Origin of the sequence: Corallibacter sp., from assembly GCF_048381695.1 — a bacterium.
Taxonomy (GTDB): Bacteria; Bacteroidota; Bacteroidia; order Flavobacteriales; family Flavobacteriaceae; genus Corallibacter; species Corallibacter vietnamensis.
In genome coordinates this window covers 25545-51547 of sequence record NZ_JBLXHI010000012.1, presented here as the reverse complement: position 1 = coordinate 51547, position 26003 = coordinate 25545, and the positions used below count along the sequence as shown (strand labels likewise).

The 26003-nt window shown below is 32.0% G+C and carries 25 protein-coding genes; 10 read left to right on the top strand and 15 right to left on the bottom strand.

Annotation, left to right across the window (positions count from 1 at the left end):
- Positions 1-35 precede the first annotated feature (35 nt).
- Positions 36-1055, bottom strand: coding sequence for a hypothetical protein (locus tag ACN5J3_RS13030; RefSeq protein ID WP_418512020.1), 1020 nt, complete (start codon positions 1053-1055; stop codon positions 36-38).
- Between the two features lie 186 nt (positions 1056-1241).
- On the opposite strand from ACN5J3_RS13030, the gene ACN5J3_RS13025 reads away from it, so the two are divergent.
- From ACN5J3_RS13025 to ACN5J3_RS13015, 3 genes are all read left to right on the top strand, one after another.
- Positions 1242-1628: a VOC family protein gene (locus ACN5J3_RS13025; RefSeq protein ID WP_418512019.1), complete on the top strand. Its 387-nt coding sequence runs from the start codon at positions 1242-1244 to the stop codon at positions 1626-1628.
- Between the two features lie 159 nt (positions 1629-1787).
- Positions 1788-2360: a sugar O-acetyltransferase gene (locus tag ACN5J3_RS13020; protein WP_417291228.1), complete on the top strand. Its 573-nt coding sequence runs from the start codon at positions 1788-1790 to the stop codon at positions 2358-2360.
- Positions 2361-2423: 63 nt separating this feature from the next.
- Entirely contained in the window at positions 2424-3239 is an 816-nt protein-coding gene (locus ACN5J3_RS13015; RefSeq protein WP_418512018.1) for an alpha/beta hydrolase, read from the top strand.
- A 104-nt stretch (positions 3240-3343) separates the two neighbouring features.
- Here the strand turns inward: ACN5J3_RS13015 and ACN5J3_RS13010 are convergent, their stop codons facing one another.
- Positions 3344-4018 carry a hypothetical protein gene (locus ACN5J3_RS13010; protein ID WP_418512017.1) on the bottom strand — a complete coding sequence of 225 codons (675 nt, stop codon included), beginning with the start codon at positions 4016-4018 and terminating at the stop codon, positions 3344-3346.
- A 170-nt stretch (positions 4019-4188) separates the two neighbouring features.
- Here ACN5J3_RS13010 and ACN5J3_RS13005 point away from each other — a divergent pair, with 170 nt between their 5' ends.
- Positions 4189-5274, top strand: a complete 1086-nt coding sequence (locus tag ACN5J3_RS13005) for a DUF3667 domain-containing protein (RefSeq protein ID WP_418512016.1) — start codon at positions 4189-4191, stop codon at positions 5272-5274.
- On the opposite strand, the gene uvrA is transcribed toward ACN5J3_RS13005, so the two are convergent.
- Positions 5271-8051 carry an excinuclease ABC subunit UvrA gene (gene uvrA / locus ACN5J3_RS13000; protein ID WP_418512015.1) on the bottom strand — a complete coding sequence of 927 codons (2781 nt, stop codon included), beginning with the start codon at positions 8049-8051 and terminating at the stop codon, positions 5271-5273. The genes ACN5J3_RS13005 and uvrA overlap by 4 nt on opposite strands.
- A gap of 239 nt (positions 8052-8290) precedes the next feature.
- Here uvrA and ACN5J3_RS12995 point away from each other — a divergent pair, with 239 nt between their 5' ends.
- A complete protein-coding gene (locus tag ACN5J3_RS12995; RefSeq protein WP_417291223.1) occupies positions 8291-8875 on the top strand; it encodes an RNA polymerase sigma factor in 585 nt (194 codons plus the stop codon).
- A 248-nt stretch (positions 8876-9123) separates the two neighbouring features.
- Here the strand turns inward: ACN5J3_RS12995 and ACN5J3_RS12990 are convergent, their stop codons facing one another.
- On the bottom strand, positions 9124-9780 hold the full coding sequence (locus tag ACN5J3_RS12990) for an endonuclease III domain-containing protein (protein WP_418512014.1): 657 nt from the start codon (positions 9778-9780) through the stop codon (positions 9124-9126).
- A gap of 125 nt (positions 9781-9905) precedes the next feature.
- On the opposite strand from ACN5J3_RS12990, the gene bcp reads away from it, so the two are divergent.
- Positions 9906-10358, top strand: coding sequence for a thioredoxin-dependent thiol peroxidase (gene bcp, locus ACN5J3_RS12985; RefSeq protein ID WP_418512013.1), 453 nt, complete (start codon positions 9906-9908; stop codon positions 10356-10358).
- Between the two features lie 34 nt (positions 10359-10392).
- On the opposite strand, the gene ACN5J3_RS12980 is transcribed toward bcp, so the two are convergent.
- Positions 10393-11847: a TonB-dependent receptor gene (locus ACN5J3_RS12980; RefSeq protein ID WP_417291220.1), complete on the bottom strand. Its 1455-nt coding sequence runs from the start codon at positions 11845-11847 to the stop codon at positions 10393-10395.
- A 92-nt stretch (positions 11848-11939) separates the two neighbouring features.
- On the opposite strand from ACN5J3_RS12980, the gene ACN5J3_RS12975 reads away from it, so the two are divergent.
- A complete protein-coding gene (locus tag ACN5J3_RS12975) occupies positions 11940-12701 on the top strand; it encodes an MBL fold metallo-hydrolase (RefSeq protein WP_418512012.1) in 762 nt (253 codons plus the stop codon).
- On the top strand, positions 12701-13210 hold the full coding sequence (locus ACN5J3_RS12970; RefSeq protein WP_418512011.1) for a hydrolase: 510 nt from the start codon (positions 12701-12703) through the stop codon (positions 13208-13210). Before ACN5J3_RS12975 ends, ACN5J3_RS12970 begins: the two co-directional genes overlap by 1 nt.
- On the opposite strand, the gene ACN5J3_RS12965 is transcribed toward ACN5J3_RS12970, so the two are convergent.
- The 5 genes from ACN5J3_RS12965 to ACN5J3_RS12945 form a co-directional block, all read right to left on the bottom strand.
- Complete coding sequence (locus tag ACN5J3_RS12965) at positions 13207-13857, bottom strand: alpha/beta hydrolase (protein ID WP_417291217.1); 651 nt, start codon at positions 13855-13857, stop codon at positions 13207-13209. The two genes, ACN5J3_RS12970 and ACN5J3_RS12965, sit on opposite strands and share 4 nt — an antisense overlap.
- Positions 13858-13866: 9 nt before the next feature.
- Complete coding sequence (locus ACN5J3_RS12960) at positions 13867-14193, bottom strand: DUF4870 domain-containing protein (RefSeq protein WP_417291216.1); 327 nt, start codon at positions 14191-14193, stop codon at positions 13867-13869.
- Positions 14194-14198: 5 nt separating this feature from the next.
- Entirely contained in the window at positions 14199-15452 is a 1254-nt protein-coding gene (locus ACN5J3_RS12955; RefSeq protein WP_418512010.1) for a dihydroorotase, read from the bottom strand.
- Positions 15449-17371 (bottom strand): vWA domain-containing protein, encoded by a 1923-nt coding sequence (locus ACN5J3_RS12950; RefSeq protein WP_418512009.1) that lies wholly within the window; start codon positions 17369-17371, stop codon positions 15449-15451. Before ACN5J3_RS12950 ends, ACN5J3_RS12955 begins: the two co-directional genes overlap by 4 nt.
- 72 nt (positions 17372-17443) lie before the next feature.
- A complete protein-coding gene (locus ACN5J3_RS12945) occupies positions 17444-18451 on the bottom strand; it encodes a glycosyltransferase family 2 protein (protein ID WP_418512008.1) in 1008 nt (335 codons plus the stop codon).
- Between the two features lie 103 nt (positions 18452-18554).
- On the opposite strand from ACN5J3_RS12945, the gene ACN5J3_RS12940 reads away from it, so the two are divergent.
- Positions 18555-20447, top strand: a complete 1893-nt coding sequence (locus ACN5J3_RS12940; RefSeq protein ID WP_418512006.1) for a peptidase M61 — start codon at positions 18555-18557, stop codon at positions 20445-20447.
- Between the two features lie 52 nt (positions 20448-20499).
- Here ACN5J3_RS12940 and ACN5J3_RS12935 read toward each other — a convergent pair whose 3' ends face one another.
- The 4 genes from ACN5J3_RS12935 to ACN5J3_RS12920 form a co-directional block, all read right to left on the bottom strand.
- Positions 20500-21987 (bottom strand): S10 family peptidase, encoded by a 1488-nt coding sequence (locus ACN5J3_RS12935; protein ID WP_418512005.1) that lies wholly within the window; start codon positions 21985-21987, stop codon positions 20500-20502.
- A 91-nt stretch (positions 21988-22078) separates the two neighbouring features.
- A complete protein-coding gene (locus ACN5J3_RS12930; protein ID WP_418512004.1) occupies positions 22079-22375 on the bottom strand; it encodes a hypothetical protein in 297 nt (98 codons plus the stop codon).
- Between the two features lie 120 nt (positions 22376-22495).
- The gene (locus ACN5J3_RS12925) at positions 22496-23263 is read right to left on the bottom strand and encodes a TIGR02757 family protein (protein WP_418512032.1); all 768 of its coding nucleotides are present in this window, start codon (positions 23261-23263) and stop codon (positions 22496-22498) included.
- Positions 23264-23345: 82 nt separating this feature from the next.
- Positions 23346-23978, bottom strand: coding sequence for a hypothetical protein (locus ACN5J3_RS12920; RefSeq protein WP_418512003.1), 633 nt, complete (start codon positions 23976-23978; stop codon positions 23346-23348).
- Positions 23979-24111: 133 nt separating this feature from the next.
- Here ACN5J3_RS12920 and ACN5J3_RS12915 point away from each other — a divergent pair, with 133 nt between their 5' ends.
- Positions 24112-24744 (top strand): MarC family NAAT transporter, encoded by a 633-nt coding sequence (locus ACN5J3_RS12915; RefSeq protein WP_418512002.1) that lies wholly within the window; start codon positions 24112-24114, stop codon positions 24742-24744.
- On the opposite strand, the gene ACN5J3_RS12910 is transcribed toward ACN5J3_RS12915, so the two are convergent.
- Complete coding sequence (locus ACN5J3_RS12910; protein WP_418512001.1) at positions 24719-25945, bottom strand: multidrug effflux MFS transporter; 1227 nt, start codon at positions 25943-25945, stop codon at positions 24719-24721. The genes ACN5J3_RS12915 and ACN5J3_RS12910 overlap by 26 nt on opposite strands.
- Positions 25946-26003 lie beyond the last annotated feature (58 nt).

Below are 26003 nucleotides of genomic sequence, written 5' to 3'. Positions count from 1 at the left end.
AACGGCTATAATCCATTCCCAGTCCTCACCTACTCCTAATCAGCCATTCCGGTTCTGTGATTAGCCATTCCAGAGTTCTGATTAACCATTCCAGAGTTCTGATTAGTCGTTCCAGAGTTCTGATTAACCATTCCAGAGTTCTGATTAACCGTTCCAGAGTTCTGATTAACCGTTCCAGAGTTCTGATTAGCCATTCCAGAGTTCTGATTAACCGTTCCAGAGTTCTGATTAACCGTTCCAGAGTTCTGATTAGCCATTCCAGACTTTTGATTAGCCATTCCAGAGTTCTGATTAACCATTCCAGAGTTCTGATTAGCCATTCCAGAGTTCTGATTAGCCATTCCAGAGTTCTGATTAGCCATTCCAGAGTTCTGATTAGCCATTCCAGAGTTCTGATTAACCATTCCAGAGTTCTGATTAACCATTCCAGAGTTCTGATTAGTCGTTCCAGAGTTCTGATTAACCGTTCCAGAGTTCTGATTGATTGGTACAAAGTTCTGATTGCTCACCACAAAGTTCTGATTGACTAGTACAAAGTTATGATTAGGTGGTACAAAGTTGTGATTAGGTGGTACAAAGTTCTGATTGACTGGTACAAAGTTCTGATTGACTAGTACAAAGTTATGATTAGGTGGTACAAAGTTCTGATTAGGTGGTACAAAGTTCTGATTGCTCACCACAAAGTTCTGATTGCTCACCGCAAAGTTCTGATTGACCACCACAAAGTTCTGATTGCTCACCACAAAGTTCTGATTGACCACCGCAAAGTTCTGATTGACCACCGCAAAGTTCTGATTAACCACCACAAAGTTCTGATTGCTCACCACAAAGTTCTGATTGCTCACCGCAAAGTTCTGATTGACCACCACAAAGTTCTGATTAACCACCGCAAAGTTCTGATTGCTCACCATAAAGTTCTGATTGCTCACCACAAAGTTCTGATTGCTCACCGCAAAGTTCTGATTAGGTGGTACAAAGTTCTGATTGATTGGTACAAAGTTCTGATTAGGTGGTACAAAGTTCTGATTGACTGGTACAAAGTTCTGATTGACCACCACAAACTTGTCATGCTCAATCCTGTACTGAATTTCATACAGTATTCATGCAACATCTAGGCAACCTTACTAATAATAACAAACAAATGGTCGCAGCATATAAACCAATATAAAAACGTTCGTTATCTTTCGGGTGTAGTAAATAATAACCACAATAGTTAAGAATAAGAAACTAGGCACAAAAAAATGAAGATAGAACGGTTACATCATATTGCAATTATTTGTTCAGATTATGAAAAATCAAAACGTTTTTATACAGAGGTTTTAGGATTTGAAATTAGTCATGAAGTTTATAGAGCAGAGCGAGACTCATACAAGCTAGATTTATCTCTAAACGGCGTGTACCTGATTGAGTTATTTTCTTTTCCAAATCCGCCACAACGCGTATCAAGACCTGAAGCAACAGGCTTGCGCCATATATCATTTGGCGTGAAAGATGTTGATGGAACAAGAGATTTTTTGGCATTAAGAGGTGTTGATTCAGAGCCTGTCAGGATTGATGAGTTTACAGGAAAGCGGTTTACGTTTTTTAGTGATCCTGATGATTTGCCTATTGAGATTTATGAATTATAATGCCAATAACGTATTATTAAGATTTGAGTAATAATAATTCAAAAAATATAGGCCGATATTAACAAAGCAACAAGAATAACGTGCTTGTTAATAAGAAGAGAACTAGTTACTTGCAGTGATAGGAGAAAAATAAGAAATAAATAAATTTTTAATAATAAGGTGACAGAAAAAGAAAAAATGCTAAATGGCGATCATTACAATTCTAGAGACCCAGAGTTGATTGCTATGTACCACAATGCCAGAAAACTTTTAAAACAATACAATAATTTAGATTCAGAATTAGTAGAAACACGAGAGGACATACTACGTGCTCTTTTTGAGTATAAGGGTCCTGATGTTTGGATTGAAACGCCCTTTTTTTGTGACTATGGCAAGAATATTTCTATAGGCGCAAATACCTTTGTGAATACCAATTGTATGTTTTTAGACAATAACAAAATAACCATTGGAAAAAACGGTTTAATAGCACCATATGTACAAATTTACACGGCAACACATCCTTTAAAAGCTTCAGAAAGAATCATTACAGAAGGCAATACATCACGCTACCTGACATCAACAAAACCTGTAACTATAGGAGACAATGTTTGGGTAGGAGGTAACTCTGTGATTTTTCCTGGAGTTACTATAGGTAATAATGTAACTATAGGTGCAGGAAGTGTAGTGACTAAAGATGTGCCTGACAATGTTTTAGCTTATGGAAATCCTTGTAAAGTAATTAAAATTTTGTAGTTTTTAGGATGATAAACTATAAAGAGATTCTCTTATAAATAAGTAAGCTTAAAAGATAGACTTATGAAAAAAATATATGCATTTATTGGTATTTTGGTTTTGCTCGCAAATTGTAAAAGTAAGCAGGTTGCTTATAATGATCCGGTACCAGATCATGATAGTATAACAGTTGTTTCAAAACATGTAAATGAAACACGTATTATTAATATTTGGACACCACCAGGTTATGATACATCAACAGATAGTTTTCCGGTGTTGTATATGCCAGATGGAGGCGTAAAAGAAGATTTTCCGCATATTGCTAATACATTAAGCAAACTGTTATCAGAAAATAAAATACCACCGTTTATATTGGTTGGTATTGAGAATACTGAACGCGGAAGAGATTTAACAGGAGCTTCAGAGGCAGAGGACGATAAACAATATTGTCCTATAACAGATGGCGCTAAAAACTTTAGAGCATTTATTACAGAAGAGTTAATGCCTGAAATAAACGCAACTTACCGAACTACTAAAGAAAAAGGTATAATAGGAGAGTCGCTTGCTGGACTATTTGTTATGGAAACGTTTTTTGTGCAACCAACAGCATTTGATTTTTATATAGCTATGGACCCGTCGCTTTGGTGGAATAATCATTATTTATCAAGCCATGCAGAAACGTTACTTTCTAAATTGCCTGGCACAGAGTTAAAACTTTGGTTTGCAGGTTCTAGTGTTGAAGATATCTCGCAATACACTCGCAGTGTTGAAAAGGCCTTAATAAGCCATGCGCCAGAAACACTTACATGGAAATACGCTGATGAACCAAAAGAAAAACACCATACTATTTTTAGAGCTACTAAAGAAAAAGCGCTTATTTGGACACTAAATGATAATTAGAAACAGGTTTGTTTCTTTATGCAAAACAAAATCCCAAACAGTCTTAATCAAAAGATTGTCTGGGATTTATCAAATTAACTAACAAAATATATTAAATCTAATACCTACTTTTTACTTGGTGTTTTTCCGTTTTGTTTGTAGTAATAGAAATCTTCATCACTTCCATACCAATTATTAGTATCATAAACTGTGCCGTTTTGCGGTGAGTTATACCCAAAAGTTGTATTATTTGTTTGGTTTATAAATCCGCTGGTATTAATTACCTGACCCCAATTATTGTAATGTATATATAAACCACCTACTTGAGACAATAAGCCATTAATACGATTATAGCTCATATAAACAGATCCTGCACGTTTTATTTTTCCTGTTCTATCATAATTAATAAATACATTACCAATACGTCTTACTTTACCATCTGTATCATGTTCTATAAGTACACCTGTATTTCTAGGTTGAGAATACTGCACACGATTTATAACCGTAGTTCTTGGAGCGCCAAATGTTCTGTTTACAGAACTACGTCTAGTAGTTGTAGATGTTCTGTAATAAAGATTACCAGAATAGTATGGTGATTGGGTATGCGTGTTAAAATCAAAACTTCCGTCAGGAAAGATTAAGAATTCTACACCACGCTCTACAAACCTTATAGGTTGTGTATAATTATAGCGCGTGTTGATCTCTAAATTGTTTACCAATTTTTCAGACGTTTTTTCTGCTGCTGATACAGTTACCAATCCTATTAGTAATGCTGTAAATAAAAGTCCTAGTTTTTTCATAATATTTAGGTTTTTAGATGATGCCTACTCATTAGCTTTTCGGCTTACGCTATTTGTTTTATCCTTTTCAATTTGCGTGCCAAAAAAATAACAAGCTGATTGTTAGTTGTTTGTGTTGTTTATGCGAACGATTTTTTTTTATACTTTTATGAGTACCAACTATGCTAATTATGCCAACTAACCAATACACTTGTAAAAACTGTGAAAAATCTTTTGATGTAACTTATAAGTTTTGTCCTTATTGCGGGCAAAAATCTAAAGATGAATTAACACTGGGAATTCTGTTTAGTAATACTATTAGTAACTACTTTTCTGTAGATGCACGTTTTTTTAAAAGCTTTATTCCGTTAATGACAAGACCTGGGTATTTGGCAAAGCGTTTTTTAGAAGGTAAACGTTTGCTGTATTTGCATCCGGCTCAAATGTATTTGTTTATTTCGGTTGTACTTTTCTTCTTGTTTTCATTTATAGCAAATAGGCAAGCAACTCTTTTTGATGCTTCTATTAAGAAAGATTTTGAAAGAGCTAAAGTTGTTATGGACTCTATGTACCAAAAGCCTTTAGATTCTGTTCAGTTTAAGCAGTATATGGCACCTTATATAAAAAACAATGAAGATTTAGAGTTGACAAATGCAGAAATAAAATCGCTAGACTCTATTATAAAAACAAGTTCAAGCTCAAGTTCAAGTTCAAGTTCTAAAAGGTCGTATAATTTTGCTGGTTTTAATCAAACAGGCGTAGATTCATTATTGCAAGCAGGAGCTTCAGATCAAGTTATTTATAAGTATATGGGCCTTGATGATGATGCGGGTTATTTAAAAAGAAAATTTTATGAACAGTTTTTAAAATTTTATAAATATAAAAGTGGCGGTTCTATTCTAAAACGTTTTTATGATACCATTCCGATAGCCATGTTTTTTTTACTACCAATATTTGCATTGTTACTAAAGCTAATGTATTTTAGAAAAGGAGCTTATGCCTATCATTTGGTGTTTAGCTTTTACTTTTTTGCTTATCTATTTACAGTATTTAGTATTTTGGTAGCCTGTAACTTTATATGGTCAAATTTTCCTGTTTGGATAACAGTACTAACTATGTTATCTACCTTTATATACTTATTTATAGGCCTAAAACGTTTTTATGAACAAGGTTGGTTTATAAGCTTTGTAAAAAGTAATGTTATTGTATTAAGTTTTTTTACAATACTTATTCCAATAACACTCTTTTTAGCCTTTTTTGCTTTTTTATATTATTAGAGCTTTTCTTTAAGGTAACTACCTGTGATGGAATTTGCATTGGCAACAATTTCTTCAGGAGTTCCGCTAGCCATAAGTTTACCACCGTTTTCGCCTCCTTCAGGACCTAGATCTATAATATAGTCGGCACATTTGATAAGTTCAAGGTTGTGCTCGATAACAATAATAGAGTGTCCTTTTTCAATTAAAGCATTAAACGATTTTAATAACTTTTGAATATCATGAAAATGTAGACCAGTTGTAGGTTCATCAAAGATAAACAGCGCATTATCACTTTTGCTACCTTTTCCTAAAAATGATGCAAGCTTAATACGTTGCGCTTCACCACCAGAAAGTGTTGATGAACTTTGCCCCAATGTAACGTAGCCTAAACCAACATCTTGTAAAGGCTTAAGCTTGCTGTGTATTTTACTTTGATCGTGATTGTTGAAGAACGTTATGGCGTCGTCTATTGTCATATTTAAAATATCATCAATAGATTTATCATGAAATGTAACTTCTAAAACTTCCTTTTTAAACCTTTTACCATTACAAGTTTCACAAGTAAGGTGAACGTCTGCCATAAACTGCATTTCAATAGTTACTTCGCCTTCTCCTTTACAAGTTTCGCAGCGGCCACCATCAACATTAAAAGAGAAATGTTTTGCTTGGTAGTTTCGTATTTTACTCAATTTTTGACTAGCAAATAACGAGCGGATATCATCATAAGCTTTAATATATGTTACTGGATTAGAACGAGAAGATCTCCCAATAGGGTTTTGATCTACAAATTCTATGTGCTTTATGTTACTAAAGTTGCCTTTTAGTTCACTAAACTGTCCAGGTTTATCTCCAAAATCGGTAAGTTTTTTTTGTAACGCCGGATATACGATTTTTTTAATAAGTGTACTTTTTCCGCTACCAGAAACACCTGTAACAACAGTAAGCATGTTAAGAGGAAGTGTAACATTAATGTTTTGTAAATTATTTTCTCTTGCGCCTATTATGTCTATATGATATTTTGATACACGGCGTTTTTTAGGAACATCAATTTGTAAATTACCATTTAGGTATTGTGCTGTTAGTGAGTTTGATGCAAGCATATCGCTATATGTTCCAGCGGCAACAACTTCACCACCAAAAGTACCTGCTTCTGGACCAATGTCTATGATTTCATCAGCATGTAGCATAATATCTTCATCATGCTCTACAACAATTACGGTATTTCCTAAATCTCGTAATGCTTTTAAAACATCTATAAGTTTTTCGGTGTCTTTTGGGTGTAAGCCAATACTAGGCTCGTCAAGAATATACATAGAACCTACTAAACTACTGCCTAAAGAGGTAGCTAGGTTAATACGCTGACTCTCACCACCAGAAAGCGTGTTTGATTTTCTGTTTAGTGTTAAGTAATTTAAACCTACATTTTCAAGATAGCTTAAACGATTGTTTATCTCTTTAAGTAAGCGTTCAGCAATTTTTAATTCGTGTGAGTTTAGCTCTAGGTTTTTAAAAAATGTAATTAGTTTATCTAAAGGCATGTCTACTAAATCGGTAATGGTTTTACTACCAATTTTAACATAATTTGCTTCAGGACGTAAACGCTTGCCTTGACAGGCTTTACATTTTGTTTTACCACGGTATCGTGATAACATAACACGATTTTGAATTTTGTATGCTTTAGATTCTAATTCAGCAAAAAAACTGTTTAAACCTTCAAAAAACTCATTACCATCCCAAATGAGCTGTTTATGATTTTCGCTTAACTCAAAATAAGGTTTATGAATAGGGAAATCAAATTTATGAGAGTTGTTTACAAGCATATCTCTGTACCAGCTCATACTATCTCCGCGCCAAGGAAAAATAGCATTTTCATATACAGAAAGCGCTGTATTAGGTATTACTAAATCTTCATCAATACCAATAATATCTCCATAACCCTCGCATTTAGGACACGCTCCGTAAGGGTTGTTAAAACTAAATAGATGAATATTAGGTTCTAAAAAATCTATACCATCTAGTTCAAATTTGTTACTGAAATGACGTTTTTTATTGTTACTTAACTGTTCAATATAGCATTCGCCTTTACCTTCAAAAAAGGCAGTTTGTATGGCGTCAGCTAGTCTGTTATAAAAATCTTCTTCGTTTTTTGTAATAATCCTATCAACTACAAGAAACACATTTTCAAGGGGTTTATCTGTAGCATCTTCAATTCTTAAAACCTCATTATTTACTTGTATTCTTGCATAGCCTTGTTGTTGTAATACCTTTAATTTTTCAGGCATGGTACGACCTTCTTCAAGATGAATAGGTGCGAGTAGTAGTAGCTTTTCTCTTTCAGTAAATGTTTTAACAAAAGCTAATACATCTGCAACCGTATCTTTTTTTACTTCGTCACCAGATTTTGGAGAGTATGTTTTACCAATTCTAGCAAATAATAGTTTTAGATAATCGTAAATCTCTGTAGTCGTACCTACTGTAGATCTTGGATTTGTAGAGTTTACTTTTTGCTCTATGGCAATGGCGGGAGCAATTCCTTTTATGTAATCAACTTTTGGTTTATTAAGACGCCCTAAAAACTGACGCGCATAACTAGATAAACTTTCAACATAACGGCGTTGTCCTTCAGCATATAACGTATCAAAAGCTAAACTAGATTTACCAGAACCAGAAAGCCCAGTAATAACCACTAATTTATTTCTAGGAATAACAACATCAATATTTTTAAGGTTGTGCAGTTTAGCACCTTTAATGATAATATTGGTTTTAGGGTTTACTTCAGAAATATTTGTAGCCATAGTAATTATAGAAGATAATTGCGCAAAGATACTACAAGATTATTAGCTTAAAAAATAGATAGATTAGCATTTTTTTTAAGAAAAATTTAAATAATTTTTGCTTTTTAGAAATGAATGTTGTTATATTTGGAACATATAAATCTAAAAATCATATAAGTAGCCTATAGCATACAATTACTTTTTTTTGACATTTTTAACCCAAGCCATAGATGTATATCTATGTTTAAAAAGTAATGATTATGCACAACGAACTTATCTCAGACGCTACTTTAGTTAGTAATTACCTTAGAGGTGATGAAAAAGCTTTAGAAATTCTTATTACTAGACACAAACAACGTATTTATAGCTTTATTTACTCAAAAGTTTATGACAGAGATATTGCTGAAGATATTTTTCAGGATACTTTTATTAAGGTTATAAAGACTTTAAAATTAGGGAAGTATAATGAAGAAGGGAAGTTTTTACCTTGGGTAATGCGTATATCTCACAATTTGGTTATAGATTATTTTAGAAAAAATAATAGAATGCCAAAATTTAGCAATACTGGAGATTTTAATATTTTTTCGGTGATAAGTGATAGTGCATTAGATGCAGAGAAAAGTATTATAAAAAATCAAGTAGAAAGTCATGTGCGTCGTGTTATAGAAGAATTGCCAGAAGATCAAAAAGAAGTTTTGGTAATGCGTATGTATAATGATATGAGCTTTAAAGAAATATCAGAGAAAACAGGTGTAAGCATTAATACTGCGCTAGGAAGAATGCGTTATGCATTAATTAATATGAGAAAGATAATAGATAAACACAATATTATATTGACGAATTAATAATTTTTTTGATTTTAAATACAATAATCAAAATTTATAGGCGTTAAGTAAAGTGTATAACCAAATAATTATATAGATGGCAAAACTTTACTCAAAAAAAACTCCTCAAAGTCAAACTAATTTAAACCCAAAAGAAGAAACGGTTAATTTTCTTCTTAATTATTCGAAGGCTTTAAGTGTTATAAATTGTAATAAGATGAAGTTTGAAGCACTTCTCAACTAAACTTTGAAAAAGTCCTGATTAGTCGTCAGGACTTTTTTTTGTAATAATCATTTATCACAGTTTTACGACCTATCGTTTTTGTAATAATATCCTTATCAAGATCCCAACCACGAGCAGGCGAATACTCACGACCATACCAAATAATTTGTAAATGCAAGTCGTTCCATAATGCTTCAGGAAATAAGCGTTTAGCATCTTTTTCAGTTTGTATAACGTTTTTACCATTGGTAAATCCCCAACGATACATAAGTCTATGAATGTGAGTGTCTACAGGAAAAGCAGGAATACCAAAAGCTTGAGATAAAACAACGGCTGCAGTTTTATGTCCTACCGCAGGCAAAGCCTCAAGTGCTTCATATGTTTTTGGGACTTCACCGTTATGTTTATCAATTAAAATTTGTGATAAACCATGAATGCCTTTACTTTTCATAGGAGATAATCCTACGGGTTTTATAATCTCTCTTATCTCATCCACAGTTAATTTTATCATGTCATAAGGATTATCTGCCTTTTCAAATAGTAGTGGTGTTATTTGGTTAACACGAACATCTGTGCTTTGAGCAGACATTAAAACAGCTATTAATAAGGTGTAAGGATCTTTATGGTCTAAAGGAATAGGAATGGTAGGATATAATTCCTTTAACGTATTTATAACAAAATCTACTTTTTCTTGTTTGGTCATAGTTGTATTTTTACTCAATAATAGAGATTTTTATAACTACAGAGCTATTACTATAGTTATAATATTTTTACAATGCCTTGTGTATTTCAAGGCTATTTATAATAAAAAATCAAAGTTACATAAATATGACAAGTTTAAAAATAGGAGATAAGGCTCCAGAGTTTTCAGCACAAGATCAAGATGGAAATACAATTTCATTAAGTGATTACAAAGGAAAAAAATTAGTAGTTTTCTTTTATCCTAAAGCAAGTACACCTGGATGTATAGCAGAGGCATGTAATTTAAGTGATAACTACGAGCGTTTTAAAACAGAAGGTTATGATATAATAGGCGTAAGTGCAGATAGTGCTAAACGTCAATCTAATTTTAAAAACAAATATGGTTTTCCTTATCCGCTTTTAGCAGATGAAGATAAAACGGTAATTAATGCTTTTGGTGTTTGGGGGCCTAAAAAGTTTATGGGACGTGAATATGATGGTATTCACAGAACAACTTTTATTATTGATGAACAAGGTGTTATTGAGGATATAATTTCTAAAGTAAAAACCAAAGAGCATACAAGCCAAATATTAAAATAAAAAAAGCGACCTTTTGGTCGCTTTTTTTATTGTTTTATTCATCTCTAAAAACTTCTTCAGTTTCGCAACCAAAGAGGCTTTTTTCTTTAATTAATTTAGAAACACCTTCTGGTAGCATAGCTTCCCATCCGTCTTCACCTTCATTTATCATTTTTAAAACTGTTCTAGAAAAAACAGTAAGGTTAGACATATTATAATCGCTAATATCTACTACTTTTCCATTGTATTTAAAGAATTTATATAATTCTTTCATACGTGGATGCACTTTTAAATTCTCACTATTTGTAATGGTACCATCATCATTTTGCATTGGGTATAAGTACACGCGTAAGTCTTTAAAGAAGAGTTTACCAAAGGCTTCAAGAATACCACCACTTAAATGGCGATAATATTTTTCATCAAAAATATCAACTAAATTGTTTACACCCATAGCAAGTCCCATACGACTTTTTGTGTATTGAGAGAAGTACTCAACCAGTTTGTAATATTCTTGAAAGTTTGAAATTAATACGGTTTGACCTAAAGAACAAAGTAGTTTGGCACGATCCATAAAGTCTTGCTCGTCAATCTCTCCTTCAGCACGAAGGTTTGAAAGTGTAATTTCAAACACAACTTGTGTTTTTTCTTCATCTACTTTATTTTCTTTTATAAACATGTCATAAGATTTCTTAAACATGTCCATATTGACTTTGGTTACAGGTCTAAAACTTCCTCTTAATGCTAATATGTTTCTTTTGTAAAGTACAGCAGCAGGAAGTACGTTGTTACCATCTGGAGCAAACATTACGGCATCTGTCATACCATTTTTAACAAGTTGTAAACTCATTAAACGGTTATCTACATCTTCAAAAACAGGTCCAGAAAAATTTATTGTATCAATTTCTAATTGATCTTTATCAAGGTGATCATATAAATATCGTAAAAGCTTTTTAGGCTCATTATACTTATAAAAAGCACCATAGATTAGGTTTGTACCTAAAATACCTAACGTTTCTTGTTGTAGTCTTGCATCATTTTCTTTAAAACGAATATGAAGAATGATTTCGTTATATTCTTTTTCGTTAGGATCAATTTGATAACGAATTCCAACCCAACCATGACCTTTGTATTTTTTAGCAAAGTCTATGGTTGCTACAGTGTTAGCATATGAGAAATATAATTTATTAGGATGTTTTTCACGAATTAATCGTTGTTCAATAAGATTGATTTCATGAATTAGCATTTTTCGTAATCGCGCTTCAGTTACATAGCGTTTATCATCTTCAATACCATAAATAGCATCACTAAAATCTTTATCATAAGCAGACATTGCTTTTGCGATAGTTCCTGACGCACCACCAGCTCTAAAAAACTGACGTACAGTTTCTTGACCTGCACCTATTTCGGCAAAGGTACCATAGATGTTTTCGTTTAGGTTAATACGAAGTGCTTTTGTTTTAAGCGAAGGAATCTGATCAAATTCTCTGTCTCCTTTTAAGGTAATTTCCATATGTAAACCGGGATTAAATCTTTATCACAAAGGTATTAAAATAGCAGGTGAAACAAAATAAATAGTTTATTTTTGTTACAAAATTAACACGTTTGAAAGTTACTTTTTTAGGAACAGGAACATCTCAAGGGATTCCAGTTATTGGAAGCTCTCACCCAGTATGTTTAAGCGAAAATCCAAAAGATAAACGCTTACGAGTTTCTGTATTGATAGAATGGGAAAATTTTGCTTATGTAATAGATTGTGGTCCAGATTTTAGGCAACAAATGTTACGTGCTAATTGTAGCAATATAAATGGAATTATTTTTACGCACGAACATGCAGACCATACAGCAGGTTTAGATGATATTAGACCGTTTGTGTTTAAGCAAGGAGATTTACCAATTTATGTTCATGAGCGTGTTTTAAAAGCACTAGAAACTCGATTTAATTATATATTTGAAACTGAAAACAGATATCCTGGAGCACCAAGTGTGCTGCCACATGTTATAGAAAATAAGCCTTTTCAGTTAGGAAATATGAATGTTATTCCAATTGAGGGAACACATTATCAAATACAAGTGTTTGGTTTTAGGTTTGACAAATTTGCTTATTTAACAGATATGAAGTTTGTTGAAGAAGTAGAAATTGAAAAACTAAAAGGCGTAGATGTTTTAGTAATAAATGCATTGAGAGAAACCGAGCATATATCTCATTTTAGTTTAAGTGAAGCCCTAGAATTTATAGATAAAGTAAAACCCAAACGTGCTTATTTAACGCATATAAGTCACTTGTTAGGTTTCCATGATGAGGTACAACAAAAGTTGCCAGAAAACGTTTTTTTAGCTTACGATAATTTACAAATTACCATATAATGAAGAATAGAATATTTATGTACTTGTTTATTTTTTCACTGTTACTAGTATTGTTTCAGTATGTAAACGCAAAACATATTTTAGAAGACTACGAGAAAAAGCTTGATAGAAAAGTATTACGAGAAGAAAAATACGCAGATACCATTAATCAATTGCGTGATAAAATTTTAGTCGCTTCAGAATTTTCTATTGAAAATAGCGAACAAGCTATGACTTTTTATGAAAATAAAGGGTATAGAATAGATGAGTTAGTGCCTTTTATAAAAGATCAAATGTATGATTTGAATACGGTAAAAGGTGATGAACACCCATTAATACCTTATGCTGCTATGTCTGGTAATGGCGGACGAATGCTAATAGATCATATTAGACTATTAAATCATGAGTGGATTATAGCCAATTTTTCTGATGGAAAATATTGGGGAGAACTTCTTGTAAAATATGAGCTTACAGACGATAAGCAATTAAAATTTAATGTATTGGATTCATTTTTATATCCAACTAATTAAATTTTTGAAACCAACCAATCTTTAAGTTCATAAAAATTTTGAGGGGCAACACCATGTCCCACAGGAAATTCAGAGTAGGTATGTTTAATAGATAAAGCATCTAAAAACTTGGGTGCTTTACGAGCCCAATCTACTGGAATTACTTGGTCTACACTACCATGCGAACAGTAAAAATTTAATTGACTGTAGTCGTAATCTTGTGGGTTATCAGGAATTATATTAGGGTTTATATAGCCGCTTAAAGCAACAATATTTTTTATTTTTTCAGGGTAGGTAAGTGCTACTGCATAACTTAAAATAGTACCTTGACTAAACCCTAAAAGCGATACATTGTTTTTATTTACAGGATACGCATTACAGGCTTCTTCTATAAAAGTAGCAATAGCATCACGCGAGGTTTTAGCTTGTTCATCATCACTCCATTTTCCTTGTTCGGCATCAAAATTTATGGCATACCAAGCATTTCCGTAAGGCTCTAAAGGATAAGGAGCGCGAACTGAAATGATAAATAACTCTTCAGGTAATTCTGATGCAAACGAAAATAAATCGTTTTCGTCACTACCATAACCATGACACATAATAAGTAGTGGTGCATTTTCTTTTAAAGTTGAAGGTCTTGTGATATGAAATAATGATAAATCTGCCATTGTAATAGTTTAGTTTATGTTTTTAAACCAGTCTTGAAAATAGTCACCTATATAAGGAATGGGTTTTGCCTGTTTGCTTATAGCATGATATATGCCAAATAGCCAACAAACAAAGGTTATAGTCCAAAATGTAGTGCCTAACCAACTATTCACGTATTTCTCAACAATGTTAGATGTTATTAACATTAAAATCAAGCCTAGCATTTGCCTAATATGAAAATAAGTAAACGGGTTGCGTTTTTCTAAATTCATAATTATAGCTACAATTAAACCAATGAAAGTGAAATAGCTAACAATAGCCAGTGTGCGACCATTGTTTATAGTTTGTTCTGTCATGATTATTAATTTAAAACAAGTTTATTATTTGAAATAATACCGTAAGTTTTTCCTTTGAGTTTGTAGTTTTCAAAAATGGCATTTTTTGATGTAGATAACATATCCTCTTTACTAAAAGTATACACTGTAGTTGGATTAAATAGTGTAATATTAGCTTTGTTTCCTACTTGTATAGGAGCTGTTTCTATACCAAAACGTTCACTGCCTTTTGTAAGTAAATCGATTGATTTTTTTGTTGTGAAAACAGATTGTAACGCACCAAAAGCAGATTCTAAACCAATGGTTCCATAAGCAGCATAATCAAACTCAATTTTTTTGTGTTCTACGTCAATAGGGTTGTGGTCGCTTGTCACCATATCTATGGTACCGTCTTTTAAACCTTCAATAAGCGCTAAAGTATCTGTTTCTGTTCGTAAGGGAGGTAATACTTTATAACGCGTATCAAAAGATTCTAAAACGCTATCTGTTAAAACGATATTATGAATTGCCACACTACAACTTACATCAAGTTTTTTCTTTTTTGCATCTCTGATAAGAGCTACAGATTTTGCGGTTGAAATAGTAGGTATATGTAATTTACCACCTGTGTATTCTAGTAAAAATAAGTCTCTAGCTATTTGAAGCTCTTCAGCTAAAGCAGGATTTCCATTGAGTCCTAAAGTAGTACTTGTTATGTGTTCATTCATAACGCCATCTCTAGAAATTTTAGATTCTTGAGGAAAAGCAAATACCAAACCACCAAAATTACTTGCATATTGAAGTGCAATTTTCATAAGGTTAGGATCACTAATAGGCTTTTGGTAGTCATAAAAACCAATAGCACCAGCTGTTGTCATGTCATACAATTCAGCTAATGCTTCACCTTGACTATTCTTTGTTAAAGCGCCAAGTGGATGCAAGTTTACAGCATGCCCTTGAGATTTTGATTTTAAAAAAGAAATATCGGCATAGCTATCTATAACTGGATTTGTATTGGTGTTTACAACAACATTTGTAAATCCGGAATGAGCAGCTGTTTTTAATCCGTTTGCAATAGTTTCGCGCTCTTCATAGCCTGGCTCACCAAAACTAACACTGCTGTCAAACCAACCTTGAGAAACATGTAAATTATCTAAAGAAATTTCTTTGTAGTTATTCTTGTTTTTTATGGTTTTTGAAATATTGGTAATTGTACCATTTTCAATTAAGATATCAACAGTTTCATTGTGATAGTCACTTTTAGAATCAACTATAGTGGCAGATTTTAAGAGTACGTTCATTTAAAATATTTTAAGATGAGCATTTCAAAAATTAAAAAAGCTAATGCAAAAATAACAAACCATTTCCATAGCTCGTTAACTTTTGAATTACTTTTTATCGTGTTAAATACATTTGTTAAATCGTGAGAGATATTTATTTGCTCTAAAGCAGATAGGTTTTGATAAGTCATATTACTTTCGTTTCTATCATAATTATAACTCACATATTTAACTAGCTCTTTATTATTCATTAAATTATAAACTCCAGATACATCTGGGGTTTCGTAAGTAGTAACAGCTACTTTGTTATTATAATATTGTTGCTGCGGAATAATGCTTATAGACTCTTGCTCTAGTTTTAAAACAGCATCTTGAGATAAGTTTACTGCAACGTCGTAGGTGTTTTCTTTTCCTATGGTATAATATATGTTTGGTGTTTTTAAGCTTTGTTTACCAATGTTGTAAAATGTAGGCACTATAAGTGGCGAACTAGAAAAATTAGAGTTTTCAGTGTTTAAAGCCGCAGTGAATAAAAACAGATTGTTTTGTTGTACTAAAAATGGTTGTCCATCTTCAAAAGAAAGTGCTGAAGTAGTGCTACCGGAAGCTACAGTATAAAAACTAGAAACTTTAGGGTATTGAAAATTATCAACTTTATTGTCAAATACATTTCCAAACAGCGGATGCACATAATTTATTGTAGTAACGCGTTTTTCATAATTTCCTAATGCATTTAGTTTAATATTGTTGGTAGCTAAAAATGTGTTGTAACTTGGAATTTCAGCATTTTTAGAATTTATAACAACCACAAACCCACCATTGTTTTGAAACTCGTTTAATGCTCTAGATAGTGCTTCAGGTATGGTTTTTAATTCGTTTAAAATAATAAGATTTTGCTTGGTGATGTTGCTATAATTTAATGAACCTAAACTGGCATTCGTGTAGTTAAATTCATCATCAGAGTAAATACGACTCAAAAAACTATCTGTAACATCACTAATAGCTAGCACTTGTATTTTTGAAGGTTTATTAATGCTGAAATAACAACTGTTATCAAATTGAAGCGCTGTATCGTCTATTGTAATATGGCCTTTTATGGTTGTGTTGTTAGGGATTTCAAAAGTAGTAGTAGCTTCATTTTTAATAGATACCGATGTTTTTGCAATAAGCATCGTATCATTATATAATGATACTGGTAAATTTTCAATTTCTGAACCAGAGTTTTTTAGTGTAACTGTTAGTGTGGTATTGGTAGCTGTAGTTTTTGAAATGTATAAACTATCTATGCTGACATTATTAATGGTTTCAGGTTTTAGTTGAACAGCATGAATATTGATTAAAGAGTCTTTTACAGGGATAAAAGCTTTGTCTTTTTCTTGAAAATCAGAAATAAATATGAGATGTTTTAGACTATTACTGTTTTTACTAAACGCATTTTTACTCTTTAATAAAGCAGCTTCATAAGTTAGTTGATTTGGTGTGTAATTAAGCTGAAGTAAATCGTTTTTAATGGTTTTTATTTGTGTGTTTCTAAACGTTTCATTGTTTGTTATCAGAGTAATGTTTTCATTATCTGGTGTATTGTCTATAATATCTTGAACAGCACGTTTTAAAAGTTCACCTTGCTTTCCTTTGGCCTGCATGCTAAAGGAATTGTCTAAATAAATAACAGTCTCGTTAGTTGTGTTAAAACTGTTTTTATTTGATGTGTAAGGTTGCGAAAAAGCCAATATGATACAAGCAAAAAGCAATAAACGAGTAATAAGGGTAAGCCACTTTTTTATTTGTGAGCTTTTTCTGGTTTGTTGTTTTACATTTTTTAAAAAAGCAACATTGGTAAAGGCTACTTTTTTGAATCGGCGTAGTTGAAATAAATGAATAATTATTGGAATGATGAGCAAAAATAGCGCATAGAGAAGTTCGGGATGTTTAAACTGCATTCCTAAATGGGTTTATTTACAAAAATAAGGTTTACAGTTGAAATGCAAACCTTTTAACAACAAATTAATGTATCAACAAAAGAAAAAATAATCTGTAACCGGATGCATATTTTGGTTACTAAAATATTCTTTTATTCTTTTTTGAGATTTTGTGTTAGCTACAGTAACAATGGTTTGAGGGTTTGATATGTTTTCTAATTCATTAAAAGCAAGTAGCGTTTGTTCATAGATAGCTTTACCAATTTTTTTAGGATTGTTACATATCCAGTAAAAGGGAACTTTTTTTTCTATTAAAAACTTTGCTATAGTTTTTCCTTTAAACCCAGCACCCCAAATAGTAAGCGGGCGTTTGCTATCATAATCTAACTCTAAAAAGTAACGAAGCTTTATTTCTAGAAAATAATTTTGAGCATAATGCTCATGCGTTCTAGAAGTTCTGTAGCTATAATCGCGCCAGTAATGCAGTATTTCGTTACAAGGAATACACTTTAATCCTTTTTTGTAAAACCTAAATACCAAGTCGTAATCTTCAGGATAGTTGTTTGGGTTAAAAGCATCGCAGGCAATTAAGTCGTCTTTATGAACCATCCAACAAGGAGAAGCGATCACACATTCTTTATAGATTTCGGAATAGTTTTTACCAGTAATAGTTAAATTGTTTAACCACGCTTCATAACGTTCATAACCATCGCTAATTCCGTGTTTACTAAAATATTTAACCAATCCTGTTGCTACATAACCTTTGCCGTGATGTAGGAGATTTTTAAGTAAAACATCTAGTTTGTTTTGCGGCATAATATCATCACTATCCATTCGGGTTATAAAGTCTCCAGAACTTTTAGAAAAGGCATAGCGTAAAGCTTCTATTATTCCGCTACCTGAATTTTTAAAAAGTTTTATTCTCGAGTCAATATCAGCATATTTTTTTACAAGCTCATAACTGTTGTCTGTAGAATGGTCATCAATAATAATGAGCTCCCACTGGTTATGTGTTTGGTTAATAATAGATTGTATACAATCGTCTAGAAAATCTTGCGTATTTTTAAAAGGTGTAAGTATACTTATTAAAGGTTCTGACATATTGCGAATATACTAATTACGCTTTTAACAAAACCTTAAGGAATTAAAATGTAACACATTGTACTTTTGAGCGTCAATTTAGAAATAACTTAAACAAAAAATAATGAAAAAAGCACTAGCCATTGTAGGCTTCTCAACGTTATTAGTTGCTTGTGGTACGTCCTCAAAAACAGGTAGCAATGATTTAGCAGTAAGCAATCCTATTGAGACATCAATAGATTTAACAAAAGTCGTTAATGATAAAGCTCCTGTAGTAATAAATCCAGGACGTTTTACAAGTGAAACAGTTACTTATAGATTACCTAGAGTTGTTCAAGGAACATATTCTGTAAGTGATTTTGGTAAATATGTAGACGATTTTAAAGCCTTTGATTATAATGGAAACGAGCTACAAGCTACAAAAGCAGATACCAATACTTGGACAATAGCAAATGCAACTACTCTTGATTATATTACCTATAATGTTAATGATACTTTTGATCAAGAAGTTACAGGAGGTATTGGAGGCGATGTGCCATTTTCACCAGCAGGAACAAATATAGAAGCTGATAACTACGTCTTAAACCTTCATGGATTTATAGGGTATTTTGATTCATTAAAAAACAGCCAATATAAATTAGACGTTACAGCACCAACGGATTTTGTTCGTACATCTGCATTACAACATACGTCAGACAAAACAAGCGAAGATGGTAAAACAGTAACAACATCTTATTTTGCACCACGTTATTTTGATATTACTGATAACCCAATGATGTACGGAAAACTTGATGTTGAAGAATTTCAAGTAGGTGATATAAAAATTGTATTAAGTGTTTATTCTCCAAACGGAATACATAGTGCAAAAACAATGCGTGCTGCCATGGAGAAAATGATGCAAGCTCAAAAAACATATTTAGGAGACATAAATAGTACACCTCGATATGATATATATGTGTATTTATCAAAAGGAGATGAAACTGCACCTAAAGGTTTTGGAGCATTAGAACACCATACATCTACAGTTGTAGTTATGCCAGAGTCTATGCCAGCTTCAGCTTTAGATGAAAGTATGGTAGATGTAGTTTCTCATGAGTTTTTTCATATAGTAACACCATTAAGTGTTCATTCTGAAGATGTGCATTACTTTGATTATAATCAACCAACATTTTCAAAGCATTTATGGATGTATGAAGGTGTAACCGAATATTTTGCAACGTTGTTTCAAGTAGATCAAGGATTGGTAAGCGAAGACGATTTTTATGCTAAAATCAACGACAAAATAAAAACAGCTTCAGGAATGAATGACACGATGAGTTTCACAGTGATGAGTGAAAACATTCTAGAAGAGCCTTATGCTAGCCAATACTATAATGTGTATCAAAAAGGAGCATTAATAGGTATGTGTATTGATATTTTAATGCGTGAAGAGAGTAATGGTAATCGTGGTATTTTATCTTTAATGAAAGAATTATCAACAAAATATGGTAAAAATAAACCTTTTGATGATGACAGTATTATTGAAGAAATAACAGCAATGACATATCCTTCTATAGGTGAGTTTTTACAAACACATGTTGTAGGTGATGTGCCAATTGACTATAATACGTTTTTTGAAAAAGTTGGCTTACAATTTGGAGAAAGTAGAGTGAAGACTAACTACATCCAAAATGCAGGAGTACTTATAGTAGGAGCTAACCAAACTGATGGAAGCATATATTTTAGTAATGCTGTAAAGAATAATAGTTTTTGGAATGAGCAAGGAGTTCAACCAAATGATATTATCAAATCAGTAGATGGAGTAGAAGTTAATTTGCTTAATGCTAATACAGTTTTCCAAAAAGTATTTATGTGGCAACCAGGAACAGATATAGATGTTGTTTTAACTAGAGATGGTAAAGATGTTGAAATTAAAACAACGTTGACGCAATCTTATACAACAGGAACAACACTAATGGCAAATCCAGAAGCTACAGAAGCACAAAAAACATTAAGAGAAGCTTGGTTAAAAGGTTAATCTTTTAATTTATCAATAACAAAAAAGCCCGCTAAAAAGCGGGCTTTTTTGTTTAATATTTTGCAGATTTTCCATTAGAGAGTGAATTATTTATAAAAACTCTAATGTCTTCATTAGCCGTTTTAAGGTCTTCGTTGCGCAGATACATCATGTGTCCACTTCGGTAACCTTTAAAAGTAAAACGATCTTTCATTTTTCCACTAGGATCAATTTGCCACATGGTGTATTTAGCATTAAAATACGTTGTAGCACCATCATAATAACCAGATTGAATCAATACTTTAAGATATGGATTTTGCGCCATAGCTTCGCGTAATTGCTCACGAACATTATCATGATCGTTATCCCAAGGATGAACTGGGCCAAACATATTATAAGGCATATCTGTTTTAAAGTTTAAATGCTCTCTTAAATAGTAGTTTATTGCAGGAGTAAATGAGTGCAACCATGATGTTAGTTCGGCATTATAATCTGGGCGAGTACCAGCTTCTATTTTATCAAAACCTAAATATCTAGAGTCTAGTCTACCAATAGTTTGCCCTGTTTTTTCACGAAGTAAATCTTTCCAGAAAAAGTTTGTTGGAACACTTAAATTATGCTGTAGAATAGCCTTTTTACTTATTCCTGAATAATAGGCCATTTTATCTGCAACGTTATTACGTTCAGACTCACTAATAAAGCCGCCTTTTGCCAAGGCTGGAATAAGAGTGTTTACAGTATATTTTTCAGATTCGGGTAGTATTTCAAGCAAATCTTTTTGTTGTAGTTCAGCAGGTAGCATATTGTGATACCAAGCTGTGGCTGTGTAATATGGTAAATTTAAAGCTGTTGCTACAGGACCACCAACACGTAATACTTTGTAATCGGCAGGAGATACCATGATAACACCATTTAAATACATCCATTGGCTGTTTTGTAGTCTGTGAGCTAATCCCATTACACGGGTTCCGCCATAGCTTTCACCTATAATATATTTTGGCGATTTCCAACGGTTGTTTCTTGAAACAAATGTATTCATCCATTTTGAGAGGTAAGCAATATCAGCATTAATACCAAAAAATGTGGCTTTATCTGGCATTTTTCCATCTTTGTCAGCAACCATTCTAGAGTAGCCAGTATTTACAGGATTAATAAATACTATATCAGCAACATCTAATATTGAGTGAGGATTATCTTTTATTCCATATGGTTGTACAGGATAACCTTCTTCATCTATATTTAAAATTTTAGGACCAGTATACGCTATATGCATCCATACAGAAGCAGAACCAGGACCACCATTAAAAGAGAAAATAAGAGGTCTGCTTTCGTTGTTTTGAGCATTTGTACGTTTGTAGTATGTGTAAAATAAGGACGCTATAACATCACCATTATCATTCCATACAGGTTGTGTGCCTGTTTGCGCTTCGTAAGTGATTGTTTGTCCTTTAATAACAACTTGATTTTTTGTTGTTATTAAAGTGTCAATAGGAACTTTAATTGATTGAGAAAATGAAGTAAATGAGTATACTAAAAGAATACTAAAAATAAATTGTTTCATTATATTTAATTTTTCTTTATAAATATACGTAACTAATCTATCTAATTAAAGTTTATAGATTATAGTATTTTTTTAAACGAAAAAAAGCTATTTAAACAGCTTGAGCATCAATAACTTCTACGTACTCTTCAAATTTTTTGATAGATTCAAAAAACTCTAATTTATTAACACCATTTATTAACTCTAATTGAAAATAAGCTGTACTATTTATAAAATTGTAAGAACAATTTATAGGAATTAATGAGGTTTCTAAACCAATAAAATTAAGTATTGTGTTAATAGTATTTTCTACGTCTTTTTTGTTTTCTAAGGTAATGTTGCTAAAGCCTAATCTTTCGGTGTATATGTTTTTTAGTAGGCTCTTTCTTAATTTAAATGAATGTTTCATAAGATAGGTTAATTAGGTTAAACAAATATAATAAACTAGAAATACTGTTCAAAATAAAATAGTAAAACCCAGATTTTTTTTGTCAAATTATTAAATAAACAGGTTGTTTATAGAATATTTTTAAAAGCTTTCGAAAACCCCTAATCCAAAAAGAGCAAAATCGTATTTTACAGGATCGTTTGGGTCTAATATGCGTAAGTTAGTGTCCAACTCAAGTAAAGCTTTTGCATCGTTTTGCTTTCTTGTTAATAACCCTAGTTTTCTTGCAACATTACCGGAATGAACATCTAACGGACATGACAATTGTGATGGTTTTATTTGTTGCCAAATGCCAAAGTCTACGCCAGCAGAATCTTTTCTACATAACCATCTTAACCACATATTTATGCGTTTTGCGGCAGAACCTTTTAATGGGTTTGAAATATGTTTTTGAGTTCTTAAAGGATGTTCTAATTCAAAAAAGATATCTTTAAACTCTGAAATTGTATTTTGTAGTGTATTATCTTTTGTGATAAAAATAGCTTCTAGTCCGTTATGGTTTGTATATATGTTTTTTAGTGATTTTATAAAGTATTTAAAATCTACATCATTAAAGGTTCTATGAACAAACCCGGTTAGATTGTCTAAATCTTTCTCTTGATGATTCATGATAAAATCATATGGCGCATTGCCCATTAATTCCATCATTCTTTGGCCGTTTTTTATAATCATTTTTCTATTTCCCCACGCAATAGTTGCAACCAAAAAGCTAGAAACTTCTATATCTTCTTTTATGCTAAATTGATGAGGTATTTGAATAGGATCTGACTCAATAAATTTGGGGTTGTTATATTCAATAACTTTTGTGTCTAGAAAATCTTTAATTTCTAGTATGCTCTCTGTTTTAATCACTTGTAGGCTTTTGTTTTCGAATTCAAAATTAAGAACTAATTATTAGAAATTACAAGCTTGTAGAATAACATTATTATCACTAAAAATACTTTGGATATCTGTAAATAGTAATAACACTATCTGTTTGTGTATAAGTTTGTACTTCTTCAAGGCAGGTTCCAGATGTGTCTTTTTTAAGACAATTTATTTTTATTACTTCAATGGTGTCATTTGCTTTGTTTACAATAGTGATTTTTGATACATCATTGTTTTTGTAAGTATAGTGCTTTGTATAAAAGTTGGAGAAATTATCTTCAATTTTATTAATACTTCCATTTTTGTGGTAATAATAAATAGCTTCATTTTTTTTATACTGTTTTTGAGTATAACAGCTTATACGTTCTCTGTTTTTAGGTTTCCAGCGAGTCTTGCAGTAGTAAGGATCTTTGTCAGGATAAGATTGTTTTGTAAACCATAATTTTTTTTTGGTTGTTACAAGTGTATCATTATTATTGTCAAGACTGATAGATGATTTTACACGGCCGTTTTTTGTGAAATGCAAAATGTCGTGTTTTAATAATAATTGTGAGTCTTTTTTTGAAACATATGTTTTTTTATCAAGAGTTTGTATTTCTGATACAAGTTGATGCTTATCTGTATAGCTTACAGAAGCACAAGAAAATAACAGGATAACAAACCCTAAAAAAAGAATGATTTTACATTTTGAGTACATATTTTAAAGATACACATTTTAGGATGTTTTAGCAAGTAAGTTTATGAGTGTAAATTTCACAGTGTTTTAATTATTACTTAAGTATTTCGTAACACTTAATACGTGAAAATGTAGTGAATTTGCAAAAAAAACTATGGAGTTATTTTTAACGAGTTTCGGGGCTTTATTCTCTATCATGAACCCATTAGGAACAGTACCTGTTTTTGTTGGTTTAACTCAAGAAAACAGTAAAAAAGAGCGTGCTATTACAGCGTTTTGGACAGCAATAGATGTTTTTATTATATTGCTTTTGTCATTATTTGCCGGGAAATATATTTTATCTTTTTTCGGAATAAGTTTAAATGCGCTTAAAATTGCAGGCGGTATGATTATAGCGTCTTCAGGATTTGCTTTACTTACAGGTAAGTTTAAGGAGCACAAAGGGATGAAACGTGAGCGTGTACAACAAGATATTGAAAATAGAGACGCAATTTCATTAACACCATTAGCAATTCCGATGCTAGCAGGACCAGGAACTATTTCACTATTAATAGCGTATAATCAAGAGTACCAATCAACAGACCAAATAATGATAATTTTAGGCGCTATGCTACTGGTAACAATAGCGATATATGTGATTTTAAAAAGCTCGCATTATATTGTTAAAATTCTAGGAGCTTCCGGTATAAACGCCTTATCTCGTATTATAGGCTTTGTTGTTATAGCAATAGGCGTAGAATATATTATTTCTTCAGTTACATCTATTGTTCTATCACTTGGGTTTTAGTCTTTCTGTTTAAAAAAGCAAAAAAGATAATTGAAATAAAACCACAAACTGAAAACCCAATAAATAATGGTAATACGCTATTGGTTACAAAACTACCAATATAGTTAGCAATAGGAACAGCCATTATTGTTGAAATAAAACCATTGATTGCAGCACCAATTCCAGCAATATGACCAATTGGTTCCATCGCTAGAGATCGTAAGTTTCCAAATAAAAATCCGATAGAAGTAAACTGTAACCCAAAAAAGATAACCAGTACAGATAAATCAGGATTTTCTCCTGATGAAAAAAGAATCACATATAAAATAGAAACTGCGCTGTAAGCTATTGCTGCGGTATAAGCAATACGTTTCATACCAAAACGAAGTACCAAAGTACTATTTATAAATGTTGAAAAACCTATAGCGATAGCCAAACTAGCAAATATGTATGGAAACAAATCAGCTAAATGATATTGGTGTTCAAATATTTGTTGCGAAGTGCTTAAATACACCATAAAAGAACCGGTTATAAGGCCAGATACAAATGTATAAGTTACAGCAGTTTTGTGTCTGAAAAATTCCTGTGTACCTTTTACAATCCTATTTATTGATAAGTCTCTTTTGTGTTCTTGACGTAATGTTTCAGGTTGTTTTTTCCAAAACCATAGCATGACAAAAATGCCAAAAATTAGGTTTACATAAAAAATAGAATGCCAATCATAAAAAGTAATAAGAAATTGCCCTAAAGTAGGAGCTATAACAGGTACAAGAATAAAAACCATAACAACAAACGACATCACTTTTGCCATATAATCACCACTGTAAGTGTCTCTTACCATAGCTATACTTATAGTTCTAGGAGCAGAAAGTCCAACACCTTGTATAATTCTACCTAATATCATCATTTCAAAACTTGATGTTGTAACACAAATAATACTTGCGATAACAAAAAGAATAAAACCGGTATAAATAATTGGTTTTCTTCCAAAGGCATCAGACAATGGACCAAAAATTAATTGTCCAATACCAAGGCCTAAAAAAATCATAGTTATCAAAAGCTGATTTCTAGAAACATCAATAACTCCTAAATCGGTTCCTATATCAGGTAAGGCAGGTAAAAGTGCATCAATAGATAAAGCTACAATAGCCATTAAAGATGCCATTAATGCTATAAATTCTATGTTTACTTTATCTTTTTGAGAGGTTGTTGGTTTTTGCATTATGCAAAGTTACTGCGTTCGTCTGTAAAGTAAATAAAAGATTGTATTAAAGCTATCT

Coding starts and splice junctions, on each gene's coding strand:
- ACN5J3_RS13025 (WP_418512019.1), top strand. CDS start 1,242: ATGAAGATAGAACGGTTACATCATATTGCAATTATTTGTTCAGATTAT.
- ACN5J3_RS13015 (WP_418512018.1), top strand. CDS start 2,424: ATGAAAAAAATATATGCATTTATTGGTATTTTGGTTTTGCTCGCAAAT.
- ACN5J3_RS13010 (WP_418512017.1), bottom strand. CDS start 4,018: ATGAAAAAACTAGGACTTTTATTTACAGCATTACTAATAGGATTGGTA.
- ACN5J3_RS13005 (WP_418512016.1), top strand. CDS start 4,189: ATGCCAACTAACCAATACACTTGTAAAAACTGTGAAAAATCTTTTGAT.
- uvrA (WP_418512015.1), bottom strand. CDS start 8,051: ATGGCTACAAATATTTCTGAAGTAAACCCTAAAACCAATATTATCATT.
- ACN5J3_RS12995 (WP_417291223.1), top strand. CDS start 8,291: ATGCACAACGAACTTATCTCAGACGCTACTTTAGTTAGTAATTACCTT.
- ACN5J3_RS12990 (WP_418512014.1), bottom strand. CDS start 9,780: ATGACCAAACAAGAAAAAGTAGATTTTGTTATAAATACGTTAAAGGAA.
- bcp (WP_418512013.1), top strand. CDS start 9,906: ATGACAAGTTTAAAAATAGGAGATAAGGCTCCAGAGTTTTCAGCACAA.
- ACN5J3_RS12980 (WP_417291220.1), bottom strand. CDS start 11,847: ATGGAAATTACCTTAAAAGGAGACAGAGAATTTGATCAGATTCCTTCG.
- ACN5J3_RS12970 (WP_418512011.1), top strand. CDS start 12,701: ATGAAGAATAGAATATTTATGTACTTGTTTATTTTTTCACTGTTACTA.
- ACN5J3_RS12965 (WP_417291217.1), bottom strand. CDS start 13,857: ATGGCAGATTTATCATTATTTCATATCACAAGACCTTCAACTTTAAAA.
- ACN5J3_RS12960 (WP_417291216.1), bottom strand. CDS start 14,193: ATGACAGAACAAACTATAAACAATGGTCGCACACTGGCTATTGTTAGC.
- ACN5J3_RS12955 (WP_418512010.1), bottom strand. CDS start 15,452: ATGAACGTACTCTTAAAATCTGCCACTATAGTTGATTCTAAAAGTGAC.
- ACN5J3_RS12950 (WP_418512009.1), bottom strand. CDS start 17,371: ATGCAGTTTAAACATCCCGAACTTCTCTATGCGCTATTTTTGCTCATC.
- ACN5J3_RS12945 (WP_418512008.1), bottom strand. CDS start 18,451: ATGTCAGAACCTTTAATAAGTATACTTACACCTTTTAAAAATACGCAA.
- ACN5J3_RS12940 (WP_418512006.1), top strand. CDS start 18,555: ATGAAAAAAGCACTAGCCATTGTAGGCTTCTCAACGTTATTAGTTGCT.
- ACN5J3_RS12935 (WP_418512005.1), bottom strand. CDS start 21,987: ATGAAACAATTTATTTTTAGTATTCTTTTAGTATACTCATTTACTTCA.
- ACN5J3_RS12930 (WP_418512004.1), bottom strand. CDS start 22,375: ATGAAACATTCATTTAAATTAAGAAAGAGCCTACTAAAAAACATATAC.
- ACN5J3_RS12920 (WP_418512003.1), bottom strand. CDS start 23,978: ATGTACTCAAAATGTAAAATCATTCTTTTTTTAGGGTTTGTTATCCTG.
- ACN5J3_RS12915 (WP_418512002.1), top strand. CDS start 24,112: ATGGAGTTATTTTTAACGAGTTTCGGGGCTTTATTCTCTATCATGAAC.
- ACN5J3_RS12910 (WP_418512001.1), bottom strand. CDS start 25,945: ATGCAAAAACCAACAACCTCTCAAAAAGATAAAGTAAACATAGAATTT.